Annotated in this window: 11 protein-coding genes and 7 tRNA genes; 6 read left to right on the forward strand and 12 right to left on the reverse strand. The window is 42.7% G+C overall.

From position 1 onward, the window contains the following. The 6 genes from GJB62_RS24260 to GJB62_RS24285 form a co-directional block, all read right to left on the reverse strand. Nucleotides 1-71 (reverse strand) — tRNA-Glu (locus tag GJB62_RS24260). A gap of 77 nt (nucleotides 72-148) precedes the next feature. Next, nucleotides 149-220, reverse strand: a tRNA-Trp gene (locus GJB62_RS24265). 3 nt (nucleotides 221-223) lie between these two features. Further along, nucleotides 224-299: transfer RNA gene (locus GJB62_RS24270), tRNA-Met, on the reverse strand. Nucleotides 300-309: 10 nt separating this feature from the next. Further along, nucleotides 310-383 (reverse strand) — tRNA-Cys (locus tag GJB62_RS24275). 3 nt (nucleotides 384-386) lie between these two features. Beyond that, nucleotides 387-463 (reverse strand) — tRNA-Glu (locus GJB62_RS24280). 4 nt (nucleotides 464-467) lie between these two features. After that, nucleotides 468-541: transfer RNA gene (locus tag GJB62_RS24285), tRNA-Asp, on the reverse strand. Between the two features lie 506 nt (nucleotides 542-1,047). Here GJB62_RS24285 and GJB62_RS24290 point away from each other — a divergent pair. Next, a complete protein-coding gene (locus GJB62_RS24290; RefSeq protein ID WP_114083734.1) occupies nucleotides 1,048-1,896 on the forward strand; it encodes a polysaccharide deacetylase family protein in 849 nt (282 codons plus the stop codon). Nucleotides 1,897-1,927: 31 nt separating this feature from the next. Here the strand turns inward: GJB62_RS24290 and GJB62_RS24295 are convergent, their stop codons facing one another. The 3 genes from GJB62_RS24295 to GJB62_RS37600 form a co-directional block, all read right to left on the reverse strand. Next, the gene (locus tag GJB62_RS24295; RefSeq protein ID WP_012409304.1) at nucleotides 1,928-2,317 is read right to left on the reverse strand and encodes an alr0857 family protein; all 390 of its coding nucleotides are present in this window, start codon (nucleotides 2,315-2,317) and stop codon (nucleotides 1,928-1,930) included. A gap of 16 nt (nucleotides 2,318-2,333) precedes the next feature. Then, on the reverse strand, nucleotides 2,334-2,840 hold the full coding sequence (locus GJB62_RS24300; protein WP_114083778.1) for an HNH endonuclease: 507 nt from the start codon (nucleotides 2,838-2,840) through the stop codon (nucleotides 2,334-2,336). A 134-nt stretch (nucleotides 2,841-2,974) separates the two neighbouring features. Next, the gene (locus GJB62_RS37600; RefSeq protein ID WP_114083735.1) at nucleotides 2,975-3,226 is read right to left on the reverse strand and encodes a hypothetical protein; all 252 of its coding nucleotides are present in this window, start codon (nucleotides 3,224-3,226) and stop codon (nucleotides 2,975-2,977) included. 71 nt (nucleotides 3,227-3,297) lie between these two features. Between GJB62_RS37600 and GJB62_RS24305 the strand changes: the two genes are divergently transcribed. From GJB62_RS24305 to GJB62_RS24315, 3 genes are all read left to right on the forward strand, one after another. After that, nucleotides 3,298-3,633, forward strand: coding sequence for a hypothetical protein (locus GJB62_RS24305; protein ID WP_012409307.1), 336 nt, complete (start codon nucleotides 3,298-3,300; stop codon nucleotides 3,631-3,633). An 886-nt stretch (nucleotides 3,634-4,519) separates the two neighbouring features. Continuing rightward, nucleotides 4,520-6,541, forward strand: coding sequence for a GAF domain-containing protein (locus GJB62_RS24310; RefSeq protein WP_179074837.1), 2,022 nt, complete (start codon nucleotides 4,520-4,522; stop codon nucleotides 6,539-6,541). An 8-nt stretch (nucleotides 6,542-6,549) separates the two neighbouring features. Continuing rightward, nucleotides 6,550-7,158 carry an SRPBCC family protein gene (locus GJB62_RS24315; RefSeq protein WP_114083736.1) on the forward strand — a complete coding sequence of 203 codons (609 nt, stop codon included), beginning with the start codon at nucleotides 6,550-6,552 and terminating at the stop codon, nucleotides 7,156-7,158. 81 nt (nucleotides 7,159-7,239) lie between these two features. Here GJB62_RS24315 and GJB62_RS24320 read toward each other — a convergent pair. Continuing rightward, nucleotides 7,240-7,312, reverse strand: a tRNA-Glu gene (locus tag GJB62_RS24320). A 327-nt stretch (nucleotides 7,313-7,639) separates the two neighbouring features. Between GJB62_RS24320 and GJB62_RS24325 the strand changes: the two genes are divergently transcribed. After that, a complete protein-coding gene (locus GJB62_RS24325) occupies nucleotides 7,640-9,550 on the forward strand; it encodes a cation:proton antiporter (protein ID WP_114083737.1) in 1,911 nt (636 codons plus the stop codon). Nucleotides 9,551-9,679: 129 nt separating this feature from the next. Here the strand turns inward: GJB62_RS24325 and GJB62_RS24330 are convergent, their stop codons facing one another. Together GJB62_RS24330 and GJB62_RS24335 are read right to left on the reverse strand one after the other, a co-directional pair. After that, the gene (locus tag GJB62_RS24330) at nucleotides 9,680-10,339 is read right to left on the reverse strand and encodes a cytochrome b N-terminal domain-containing protein (protein WP_114083738.1); all 660 of its coding nucleotides are present in this window, start codon (nucleotides 10,337-10,339) and stop codon (nucleotides 9,680-9,682) included. 233 nt (nucleotides 10,340-10,572) lie between these two features. Continuing rightward, complete coding sequence (locus tag GJB62_RS24335; RefSeq protein ID WP_114083739.1) at nucleotides 10,573-11,271, reverse strand: triacylglycerol lipase; 699 nt, start codon at nucleotides 11,269-11,271, stop codon at nucleotides 10,573-10,575. Nucleotides 11,272-11,890: 619 nt separating this feature from the next. Between GJB62_RS24335 and GJB62_RS24340 the strand changes: the two genes are divergently transcribed. After that, nucleotides 11,891-13,402 (forward strand): hypothetical protein, encoded by a 1,512-nt coding sequence (locus GJB62_RS24340; RefSeq protein ID WP_114083740.1) that lies wholly within the window; start codon nucleotides 11,891-11,893, stop codon nucleotides 13,400-13,402. Nucleotides 13,403-13,489: the final 87 nt, after the last annotated feature.

Genomic DNA, 13,489 nt, shown 5'->3' on the forward strand with positions numbered 1-13,489 from the left:
TTCCCTCGACGAGAATTGAACTCGCATCTGTGCTTTGAAAGAACACTGACTTAACCATTCGTCCACGAGGGCATAATTGACTGAATTTTAGATTTGGGATTAACTTTTTTAATCTAAAATTGGCAATCTAAAATCCAAAATTGTCTGACACAGGGACTAGGATTTGAACCTAGAACATCGGATTTGGAGTCACGATGTGTTGCCGTTACACCATCCCTGCATTTGGTGGCAGTGGCGGGATTTGCACCCGCATATACCAGGGTATGAACCTGGGGCTTTGCTGGTTAAGCTACACTGCGATCGCACCAGAGGTCAGGGCGGGATTTGAACCCGCGCTAATCGGTTTTGCAAACCAACGCCTTCGACCACTTGGCTACCTGACCATTTGGGAGTCCCGACGAGATTTGCACTCGCAATCTTCAGTTTGAGAGGCTGACGGCTTAAACTATTCGCCTACAGGACTACAACCAGGGTGACGGGATTTGAACCCGCAACATTTCCGCAGACAACGGAACGCTCTAGCCAATTGAGCTACACCCCGATTTTTTGAATCTGTGCTTAAACTTTGAGGTTTTTAGGCACAGATTTTGTTGGTGAACTTGCCCATTTCTTATTTAGTTTTCAAGGTTCAGATAATTGACTTTTTACCGTTAGAAACTGTTAAGAAAACAACCGAAATTCTAGGTAGCAAGCCTTTTGTGTATTACGGATGTATTCAGTGGTTTTAATGAGTGCAAACTTAGAACTTTTTTCGTTTGTTACCTCTACTGCCGATGGTTTGCAGTAGGAGCAGCTTTGTTGACTGAGGACTTTGGTTTATTCCAAGCCTGTCCTTTAGTTGTATGTAGAACATAACTTTGACTCTTGGGAAGCTTGTTTTCCGCTCCACTACATTTATACTACAAAATACTACAAAAGGTGTCAAGGGGTTTCAGAAAGTTTTTTTGAAATTGTCTAGAAGAGTTTCTGCACTTAGGTTTGAACTTACTTAGCCCCTCTGAAAATTCAAACTACAGTTATGCTTGGGTGAGTTTTTAAAAGCCTGACGTGACAGACAACTACCTCAAGCGACAAAAAATAATTAGTTTTATTGCGATCGCCTCTAGTATTACAGCTTGTAGTATCGCTCCAGGCACTTCCCCACAATTGGGGTTGAACCAGCCAGTGAGCAAAAGCCACACTGCACAAGTTCAAGATCCAGCAAAGGGCCTAGTTAATGTCCAACTACCGCCATCAACCAAAGTAGAAAACCCTACATTTACAGTCCCAGCTAAATTTCAAGGAAAAACAGTTTATAAAGTTCAACTCAGCAGCAACGAAAAGGTTATTGCTCTGAGCATTGATGATGGGCCTTGGCCAAAAACAACCCTAGAAATGCTAGATATCCTCAAGCAAAATGATGTTAAAGCAACATTCTTTTGGGTAGGACAAGCTTTGCAAGCAAATCCCGACCTAGCCAAACAAGTAGTGGCCGAGGGACACGCCATTGGCAACCATACTTGGCATCATTGGTATCGGCGAATGGATGAAGCCACAGCCAAAAGTGAAATTGATCGCACATCTGACGTGATATACAAAACTACAGGGGTGAAAACTGCTCTGTTTCGTCCTCCTGGAGGCTTTTTAAATAACGGACTAGCTGCTTATGCGAAAAGCCAGAAAAATGCTGTCATTATGTGGTCGTTAACTTCAGCTGATACTGATCCTCATGCCAAACCGCAAGCATTTGTAAATAATGTCTTGAAAGGCGCGAAACCAGGTTCTATTGTTTTGATGCATGACGGTGGTGGCGATCGCCGAAGAACAGTAGAAGCTTTGCCACAAATCATCAGTGGACTCAAACAGCAAGGCTATCGATTTGTGACAATTCCCGAACTGCTACAAATGGCGCAATAAAGGGTGAGAATTTCTCACCCTACTATTTCGTTTATTCACTCATGACAGAAGCACAAGCTTGAGCTTCCTGCCAAAGTTTGTGCAAAAAGAACTCAGCGCGATCGCTCATAGTGGTGAAAAACACACCTACAGCATCCTTAGAACTATCTGATAGCCAAGAACCTTGCAGAGTGACTTCCATATATTGGGTATCAGAGGCACAGAGAGCAATGATTTCTCTGTCATCTCTTTTTACCTCAGCCTTAAGCACTTCTACTCCTGGCAAATCCACAGGGAGCAAAAAGGAAGCAGTACTGGGTTCAATGCACAAACTTTGCCCAACTCGCAGGGCCAAAATCACTCGCTGCGCTACCCATTCTTCTAGCGACAGAGTGAGACATTCCAAATCAAAACTGCTTTCTGTGTAAGTTAATTTCAGCATTCCTTATGCTCTCCTGCTATTCCAGGCTTCCTTGCATATCTATCCAAAACTGTTCGGCAAAAGAAATCGCGGGGTGAATTGGCGCTTTTGGTTTGGTACGTAATTGCATACCAGACTCAAACAGGGTGCGATCGCCTTTACGGGAGTTACATCTCTCACAAGCTGTGACTACGTTATCCCAAGTGTGAGAACCGCCTCTTGAGCGCGGCATCACATGATCTAGTGTTAGATGCTTGCCGCTACCGCAATATTGGCAACTGTGATGATCTCGCCGTAAAACTTCCCGCCGATTCACTGGCGGAACTTTCCACATCCGCTCATTAGAAGTGATTGTTAAGCGAATATGTTTTGGTACATCAATTACCAAGTTGGGTGAGTGAACTCGCCATCCGCTTTCTGTGGTAAAACCTAACGGTTGAGCTTTGTTGGTTACTAACAGCACAATCGCCCGCTTGATATTGATCCGACACAGTGGCAAGTAATTTTGAGAAAACACCACCACAGATTGCTCTAACACTTGCATTGCGTTCGCGCCGCGCATTGTTTGCATAGCGGACGCACCAGAAGATATCGTCACAGCTTCACTCCTTATAAAAAAACCCCCGCTTCCTGTTTGGGTGAAGCGGGGGTTATAATTGACCGGAAAACTTTCTGGTCTCATATTGGTACAGCATTCCTTTGCCTGTACCCCCCGCTTTCTTCATCTAGTTGTGGTTTCGCAATCAACCCACTTATGCTGAGATGTCTAAAATCATAATTACCCTCTGTGATTTGCCCATAATTTCGGCTACCATCGCCCATAAATAAATACTCCACTTCCATAGCAGCTGATTCCCAACTGGCTCGGCAATTGGTAGGGCACAAAATTGAAGTAAATATGGGGAAAATGGATTTCACAGAAAATTTCACCTATTGAACATTCCTTTAAACATACTACACTTGTATTACTATCCTGTCTATAGTTTCAAGGAGAAATAGTGATGCATACGATCGCCCGCACCCCAACCACCGATATGGAAGTTACCAGCATCCGCCTAGAGCGAGAACTCAAAGATAAGCTCAAAGAAATAGCTGGAAATCAGGGATATCAAGCTCTGATTCGAGATATTCTTTGGAATTATGTCCAACAAAAATCAGGTGAATGGAAGCCTCGATTTTCCCGAGCGGACATTCGAGCTAGCATAGCAGCCACAGCCCAGCAAGAAGAACGTTGTGTACTAACAGGTCAACTAATTCAACCCCAAGAACCAATGCTGTTAGGGCTGACGAGAAATGGCGATATGGTTCCTCTGAGTGTCGAGAGTTTGGCTGGATAGTCTTAATTCAGGCAATGCAGCCTAGTTATTTTATTTAAGGCTGACGTACAAGAGATGCTGCAACCCCCTTAAAAAGGGGGCTTTTAAGATACCCCCTGTTTAAGGGAAGCCAATTGCTCAACTTAGGTACCCAAGTTGAGCAATTGGTGTTTGTTAGGGGGTAGTGGGGCTACGCAAACGAAGTTTCAGCTTTTCAGTACGTAAGTCTTATTACTGAATAATTGGGCTGCATTCAGAATTTAGCTTTATTTTCTCTAATCAGTAAAACTTATTGTTAAGATTTGTAGCTTAATAAAAGGAAATTCTGAGGGGATACGAATTTTATATTTTAGATTTTTTGGTTCATACCCCGCTCTGAGCTAAGAGAGTAGTCTGTCTCAATCCAAAATCCCAAATCCAAAATTGGTTTGACGCTCTGGCTTAGTTATATTTGATTGAAAGCAACACAGAGCAAAGGATAGCTGCTTAAAGGACTAAAATAAAAACAAAATTTTACAAAAATCTTAAAATCAATCCAGTGTTTTTACGGTCATGACTGGGGGATTTTCTTGAGATTCCAGAGAATTTACGGTTTATGTATACTTACAGACAGGATATTCTAAATCAAAGTTAGTTAATTATCTCAATATAAAGAAGATAAAGCAGCCAAAAATAATCAGGCTGGGTCATTTTAGAATATCCTAAGTATCTCACTACCTATGTAGCAATTTGCTTTATATAGCAGCAACTTGGCCATCTGCCATAGAAAAGGGCTATAACAGGTGAGAGAAAGTATTCATATAAGATTTGTCAATTATCAAGGTGTCGCAACACAACTAACGGTGAAGAATATGCCAATGGGTTGGGTGCAAAAACAATGGATTTATTATCCAAGGGCGTGCCAAGAATGAAAAAGCCTTTATGGTCGCCGACACAGTACGTAGATGACATAGATCGACTACAAACTTACAAAGTCAAGCTGATGCAGCATCAGGAAGAAACTGCCCACCAGTTGGTACAAAAGATTAACCAAATCATTGCCAATACCTCATCTACGGCTTTGATGTTGCAAGATATTGCCCAATTGCTAGGAACTGCTTTTGAAGTAGATTGTTGCTGCTTAGTTTCAGTAACGAGTGAAACATCTGACGAAGCAAGTACTATGAATTGGTGTGCCGATCAATATATGGGGTTGCCACATCCAGAAGAAATGTTTTCGATGGAACAATTGCTTATGCACTCGCCAGTGCTGCAATGTGCTGCTGAACCATTGACTATTGAAGATATTTCCATCATTCAGAAGAGTTTGGTAATTGGCTGTCAGTATTTACCCCTACCCATAAAAGCTGTTTTGGCAATTCCCACCAGGTTTGGTGGAAATAATAATGGGGTGATTAATCTGATTAAATTCCAACCTTATGATTGGAGTGAATCAGAAAAACAACTGCTAAAAGAAGTAGAGTCTGCTTGTGCGATCGCTTTTTCTCAAGTGGCGCAAGCTAAACTAATTACTCATCAACAACAGTATCTTCAAAAAGGCGATCAGTATCAAAGCTTGATCAAGCAATTAACATTACTGAGTCGCAGTAACTTGGAGCTTAATCAAATGCTCCAGTTAGTTATCGCCTCTACTGCCGAATCTCTACAGGCAGATCGAGGTTTACTTATACTACTAAAATATACCGATCCACTATTTAGGACTCAAGCTAAAAAACAAATTCCGAAAGCGAAAGCTAGAGTGGTTGGTGAATGGGCGAAGGCAACACAAATTTGTCGCACTACTAAACCAGAAACCTTAGAACAGCAGTCTTTTTTGCTTTCGGAATGTGGTTTGTGCCAGCGTCCCTTCATAGATACTGGAAAGGCAGTAATCTTTGATAACTATACAGAGCAAAATGATACTTCGGTAGCTGCTCCATTATTTGCGATCGAGCAATTGCCTGCCGTCTTATTAGTGCCGTTAGAAAGTCAAGGTAAAATCTTAGGATTTTTGGTGCTACAGCAAGCTACTACTCGCAGTTGGCAAGCAGCCGAATTAAATCTTGTGGAAATGGTTTGCGCTCAAGTAAGCAACGCCATAATTCAGTCACAGACATTGCGTCAAGTACAAACTTTGGTAGATGAGCGGACAGCGAAACTCCAGAGTAGTCTGGAACTCCAGGCAAAGTTGCATGAAAGAACCCGGCAATATGTTGAGCAACTGCGGAAACTCAATGAACTCAAAGATGAATTTTTGAGCAACATGAGCGATCGCTTGCGCTATCCTTTGACAAATATGCTGATGTCCATTCGGAACTTACGTTTGCCAGGAATTGCACCAGAGCGTCAAATTAGATACATGGATATCCTAGAGCAGGAATGCACAAAGGAAATCAACTTGATTAATGACTTGTTAACACTCCAGAAACTAGAGTCGCCTCACGAAGCTCCACAATTAGAATCTATAGATTTAAATACTAGAATTCAGGATATAACAATAGCTTTTGAGAAGAAACTCGCAGAGAAGGGATTAAAGATTTCTGTAGATTTACCAGAAGAATCGCTAAAACTGCAAACGGAACTGGAGAGTTTTGACCGCATCCTGCAAGAGTTGTTAACTAATGCCTGTAAATACTCACAGCATGATACCACCGTCCATTTAGAAGCTGTTCACCGAGTCGATCAACAAATCGATCAAGTTATCATAAAGGTGACGAATACAGGACATGCCATCTCCCAAGAAGAAGCAACCTACATCTTTGACAAGTTCCGTCGCGGAAAAGGGCGTTGGACTCCAGGGACTGGCTTGGGACTTGCTCTAGTCAAGTCTTTAGTGCAGCATTTGAATGGAGCGATCGCAGTTGAGAGTCTCCCAATCTCGGATTCTGAACAGAGCGAAATTTGCTTCACCCTGACTCTGCCCCAATTTTCTGACGAAAGCAAACCATAATTCTTAATGTGACTAAAGAACAGAACCCAACAGAGAACCTTGATTTCCAGTCTCCTAGTGATGACACCAATCTTGAAGGAGATTTGAGCGCTGATCTAGTCGCTTTGGCAGCTAAGGTAGAAGTTCAAATTCAGAAAATAGCAGAGCGACAGCGACAAATCAGCGCCAAAGTCCAAATCCCCCAACCGGTGGAAAAAATTTGGAAGGTTTTGACAGATTATGAAGCCTTACCTGACTTTCTCCCCAACCTCGCCAAGAGTCGTCTAATCGAGCATCCCAATGGTGGAATTAGACTGGAGCAAGTAGGCTCCCAGCGCTTACTAAATTTCAACTTTTCGGCGCGGGTGGTTCTGGATTTGGAAGAATGCTTCCCCAAAGAAATTAATTTTCGGATGGTAGAGGGAGATTTTAAAGGTTTTTCTGGTAGCTGGTGTTTAGAGCCTTATTCCCTTGGTGAGTATATAGGAACAAATCTTTGCTACACAATTCAAGTTTGGCCTAAACTCACCATGCCAGTGGGAATCATTGAAAACCGCCTGAGTAAAGACCTACGGTTGAATCTTGTGGCTATTCACCAACGTGTAGAAGAGTTAGCCACCAAAAAACCGTATATATAATTAAACGCTCGTTCAGAAATAATCCTGAACGAGCGTTTTAATTTATCAACTTGTAGAAAGACACGCTTCTACTTTTTTAAGTACCCCCAGGGGAATTCGAATCCCCGTTACCTCCGTGAAAGGGAGGTGTCCTAGGCCTCTAGACGATGGGGGCATCGGACTCAGACCTTTTATAAAATAACTAATTTCCTAGCTGTTGTCAACAGCTTTTGCGAAAAAAAGTTTTTGGCAGCTAAACTGGGTGGTGGCTAAAGCTTGAAAAGGATACAAAGAGATGGAGAAACAAAAAGGATTTCGTAGAAGCTCCTGTGGGAAGCCGCAGGGTGCATCAACGTCTGGTGCTGGTAACTTCGAGAGAAGCTCAGATAGAAAAAACGGTAAATTCTGCCAAGGACAAAAGGGTATGATGTTGTACCCTGTAGAGTTAATATCTACGATTTTTTACCAAAGATTTTGAAATAAATCGCTCAAAATCTACAACATGGAAGCATCTTTTGAAATTACCCTACAGATGGCGATCGCTGTTTTTGCAGGCATTAGCGCTCAAGTGCTGGCTGCATACTTTCGCATACCCAGCATCGTCTTGTTATTGCTGTTAGGCATATTGTTCGGCTCTGATGGCATAGGGCTATTGCATCCCCATTTGCTGGGCACTGGAGTGGAAGTTATTGTCGCCCTAGCAACTGCAATAATTTTGTTTGAAGGCGGACTGAATTTGGATCTGCGAGAGTTAGGCAGGGTTTCAGTCAGCTTACAATTGCTCGTCACTCTCGGAACGCTAATCACACTACTTGGTGGCAGTATGGCTGCTCACTGGCTGGGTGAATTTCCTTGGAATATAGCTTTTCTCTATGCTTCCATCATTGTGGTGACAGGCCCAACCGTCGTTGGCCCTTTGCTTAAACAAATCAATGTAGATCGGCAAGTAGCAACACTTTTGGAAGGTGAAGGGGTTTTAATTGACCCTGTAGGAGCGATTCTCGCCTTCGTTGTCCTCGATACCATTGTGAACGGAGATGCCGATCCAATTAATGCGATCGTTGGTTTATTAATACGCCTGGGTGTTGGTGCAGCAATTGGTGGTGCTGGCGGTTATCTGATGAGCTTGATTTTCAAACGCGCCAGTTTTCTGTCATTCGAGCTAAAAAACTTAGTGGTGTTGGCGATACTTTGGGGTTTGTTTGCCTTATCGCAAATGATCCGCAGTGAATCGGGAGTCATGACAACAGTTGTTGCAGGAGCAGTCTTTGCTAACTCCTCTGTCCCAGAAGAACGTCTGTTACGGAGCTTTAAGGGTCAGCTAACAATTCTCAGCGTCTCGGTGCTATTTATCTTATTAGCTGCCGATCTATCTATTGCCAGTGTGTTTGCTTTGGGCTGGGGTAGTTTATTCACTGTTTTGGTATTAATGTTTGTCGTTCGCCCGATTAATATTTTGTTGTGTACCTGGAACAGTGATTTAAATTGGCGACAGAAACTATTTTTAAGCTGGGTTGCTCCTAGAGGAATTGTTGCGGCTTCTGTAGCTTCTTTTTTTGCAATCTCCCTTACCCAGCGTGGCATTAACGGCGGTGATTCGATTAAAGCTTTAGTCTTCCTGACAATTATCATGACTGTTGTCTGCCAAGGGCTAACAGCTGGCTGGGTTGCCAAATGGTTACAAATTACCTCTAAGGACGTAACTGGGGTAGTGATTGTGGGTTGTAACCCATTGAGTCTTTTGATTGCCCGATTCTTTCAAGAACGGGGAGAAAATGTGGTCATGATTGATACTGACCCCGAATGTCTTGTTCAAGCTGAGGCGCAAAATCTGCGAGTGATTGCCAGCAGTGGGTTAGATGCTGCTGTTTTGGAAGAGGCGGGACTTGCTTCGATGGGCACTTTTTTGGCGATGACAAGTAATGGCGAGGTGAATTTTGTTTTAGCTCAACGAGCAGCCGAGGAATTTAAGCCGCCGCGCGTTTTAGCTGTTTTCCCCCGCGATCCGCAAGCGAGTATTTCGGTTAGTAATAAAGTTAATCAAGCTTTTATCCCAGACTTAGCGATTAAAACTTGGAATGAATATTTAAATGATGGGCGAGTCAAACTGGGGACAACTACGCTAAATGAGCTAGAATTTTCCACTCAGTGCGATCGCATTCAAGAAAAAATTCGGACTGGAGTGTTGATACCGTTATTGGTAGAACGAGAAGAACGCTTACAGGTAATGCCAGTTAACCAAGATTGGGAAATTGGCGATCGCATTATTTACCTATTGCATGACCCCAGACCTAGCCTTTTAAAACGTTTATCTGGTGCTACCCAATCTACTCCCCTCTCTCTAGAAAAGTTAGCGGAGGTTGAAGACCTATCCCTCGTCCAATTGTCCGCTAGTGAGGCTTCTGGGGGATGAGGTAGGGGGGAAGGGGGACAAGGGGACAAGGGGACAAGGGGTGAGAACTTGAAACAAGTCTTTCCCTTTGTCCCCAATTCTCCTTGTCCCCAAGTCCTCTTCCCAATGCCCCTCTTCTTTGACCCTTTATTAACTTTGGGAAGGAATAAATTCGCCTTCTGGTGGTTGTTGCAAATTACCAATTTCTGGCTTTGGCGCTTCTTGATACATTTGCCATTCCTGCCACAGTAAAGCAGATAAATGCACGATCGCAAGAATTAGCGTCGCCACCGAAATGAGATAACTATGTATTGTGTAAAGGTGTTCGACAGTAACTGTATTAATCGCTCCACCCCCAGTTAGGATTTCGCGCAGCTGTCCACCAATAAAAGGAATAGCTTCGATGGTTCCCAATTCAATGTTAAAACGCCAGTATCCTTCCTGAGTCCAATCTAGGATCATCGCTGTCCAGTCCAGCCCGATCGCACTTAAGGTCAACAAAATCCCGCTAATCCAAGCAGTCAGCCAACTCTTGCGGAATTGGCGACCTAAAAACATCACCACAATTTGAATCAGAGCGATCGCAATTACCGCATTACCAGCAATGTTATGCGCTCTCCAAAACAACCACCCGTATGGAACTTGTGTATTAATCATCTTTAAGGAGTTATAAGCACCGCCTGCTGTCGGTTCATAGTAAAAAGACAGCAAAACTCCCGTAGAAACATAAATTAAGCACAAAGTCAGAATCACAACTGACAATATCGTTGCTATTCGTCGCATAATCCTATCGAACTGGGTGCTTTGCATAGCTCACCCCTCCTGTTCTTAACTAGGTATTTATTACTTTCTAATTTTAACTACGAAATATTAATATATGTTGCACTTTTCAAAGAAAAATAAATTTTTTTAATATTTCCGATAAGCTAACTAGCTCAATACCTTTCATGAGTGCTGAGTGCTGAGTAAGGAGTAAGGAGTAAGGAGTAAGGAGTGTGAAGGGATAAACCAATTCCCAATTCCCAATAACTAATGACTAATGACTAATGACTCAAATATTGCACCCAAGCTTTTAGGGGTTCTGGTGAGCCATACCAAATTCCAGAACTTCTTGGAGAATGTCTCACACCTTCAATTACCAGATTTTCTGCGCCTTCCAGGTGAGCAGCTTCAATTGGTGTGATGCCGTCTCCCCAAGTGTTGCCCTTACCACAGGTTAATTGGTAACTACTGTAAGCTAACCAGCTACCACGCCGCCTTTCCCCAAAGATAGTTTTACCAGCCACACAAACGTAACGAACGTTTTTATAAAAAGCTCCTGGGTAGTTATTGGTGACAAAATCTAGATTTGAGCGTGTCCAGCGTTCTTGGCTAATATGGGGTGTACCCAAGGTGATGAGAGTTGCAACCAAAGGATGCGCTTTCCAAAGCGAGGGTTTAGCGTTACTGCCTACCATATAAGGCTTTTCTCCCATGTAGATGCGGGATATCCAACCTCCGGCTGAGTGACCAATTAAGTTAACTTGGGTAGCATTATATTGCTGCAATATATGCTTGATTGTCAGATCGAGTTTTTGTAGAATCGGTGTTACAGGTCTTCCGCCAATAGTTGGTAGCCAGTCGCGCCGTCGCAGTGGAACTGTAACCGTGGGAAAATCTAACTGTTGTAAGGATTGTTCTAGTTGGCGGTAAGCGATCGCGCTTTCTAGATATCCCGGTACAATAACTGTCGGTAACGGCATTTTAAATTTTTGAGGCAATGATTGAAGGTTTGAAACTTTTTTACAAAGAAGTAGTCAAAAATCAAAAGCTATAATTGCGATCGCACAGCTGAACTCCTTTTATAAAAACCCAAATAGCTTTGGTGGGGTTTAGGACTAGAATGTCAATAAAATTGTACAATTTACAACAGTTTTCGGGGTTGCTGATGTGGTAGTATTCTCACATAGGCACTAGTCTCGGACAAGCAAATGTGCCATCTGTTACAGAAGCCTAGTTGACTGGAAAAGCGTAAAAAAACAAGGCGACTTCAGCAGATGTTTTGATGTACTCAGACTTGGATCTTGACTTAAACTTTAATAAATATCCCAGATATTAATTTTAATTGTGTGCGTCATAAAAATAACAAATCAAAAGTAGTAATTTTTCAAATATCTCTTTAGCAAGCTCAAATTTGAAGATATGAAACAGCGTTATTAAACAATTACAAACCTGAAGAAATGGCAATTTTGGCGTTTTCATTGCCATGAGAGGAAATTATTATTTCCTTAGAGGGACGCATATATTGCGATATTTTGCAATATAGTCGGGAAGAGAAAATCGTTAGTCAACTGCAACTGAGCCGAGTGAACGATAACAACTATGTCTTACGTCTCCTTGTTTAAAAATATACCAGAACTCTTAAGCCAGCCAATTGGGATAGCAGCCATAGCTTCTCTTGGTATCCACGGTGCGATTGCGATGATTGTGCCATTGATGCCTATGGATTCTAGCAAACCCAAAGATACAGCATCATCAAAAAGCGTCGGGCTTTTGGAATTGACCCAAGCGGATCAAAGTCGTTTGCCAGAAAGCACCCCCAAAATTGGTTTACAACAACTTCCTCCAATAGCGCCGCTTTCTGCGCCTAACTTTAGCGCCCAAGCTGGATTGTCCCCATTGGTAGCACCGCCATCCGGCAGCCAGCTAGTACTGCCTCCGCTACCCCCATCATCGAATAACTATCGAGTCTCCTCATTGCCTACAAGACAGTCTTTGCGGATGATTCCTAGTGATAATTTGCGATTTGATGCTTCTAAATTTGACAACTCTAAATTCAATAGCAGCCCCAAATTTACTCCATCAGTTCCTCGTGTAAATGTCAGTGATACCAAATACGAGGCATCTAAGCCGTTAGATGTAAATAGGTTGCCAGTATTGCAGTCGCAGCAAATACCTAATGATATTCTGCAAAATGCTCAATCTCAGAACCTTTCTAACAGTAACCCGATTACACCAGTACAGGGAAATATTGCTCCACAAATAACGCAGCCGGTTAATAATGCGTCTAAGCCTATGGCTCAAAACCAGCTCATAAATTCTTTAAAACAAGCTCCAAGGGCTGGGGATAGCTTAACCCTAATTAGGGGAACCACGTCACAATCGCCTGATTTATCTCGAACAGGGACTGAGTTGGCGATCGCACAGCTAGATTCTTATGCAAACCTGAGAAAAGAAGTTCAGCAACAATACCCCAACGCAGAACAAAAACCAGTCATTCGCCAAACGTTACCCACAGATAAGCCAAATCTTCAAGGCTCTGTTTTGGGTGTATTAGTGGTAGACCCTGATGGTAAGGTTCTAGATATCAAGTTTCAAGACAAGCTAGTTTCCCCGGAATTGCAATTAAAAGCTAGGGAATACTTCAACAAGCAATCCCCCAAGGGAGATAAACGGATCAGTTCCTATCCCTTTAACCTAGATTTCCAAAACAGTACTAGCAACAGCACTGGGACTACTCCATTATCTACACCTGGCATCAATAACAATCAGCTTACCCCTTTACCAGCAGCTACTTCTAAACCATTTCCCGATCTGCGAATCAGAAATAACCAGATATCGCCTTCATCAACAAGTATTCTTAAACCATTAGCTGCACCGGGAGTAAATGGCAATCAGCCTGTCTTAACACCCGCAGCTACCCCCAAACCATTATCTGAATTGCAAATCAGAAATAACCTCACACCTTCATCGGCAGCTAATACTTCGAAACCCTTAGTGCTACCGAGAGTCAATAAGGTTCAGGCTACACCCTCTACTGAATCCGATAAAAAACTAGTAGAACGGTTGCGTGAAGTCAAGGAAAACAGAGACAAGTCTAATCCAGAAAAATAATCACTTGCTGGTGATTTGGGATTAAAAACTAGGTAAAGGGGTAGTTATAAACCGCATCTATACAAATAAAACCCACTTCCGTGGGTT

The organism is Nostoc sp. ATCC 53789, from assembly GCF_009873495.1.
Classification (GTDB): domain Bacteria; phylum Cyanobacteriota; class Cyanobacteriia; order Cyanobacteriales; family Nostocaceae; genus Nostoc; species Nostoc muscorum_A.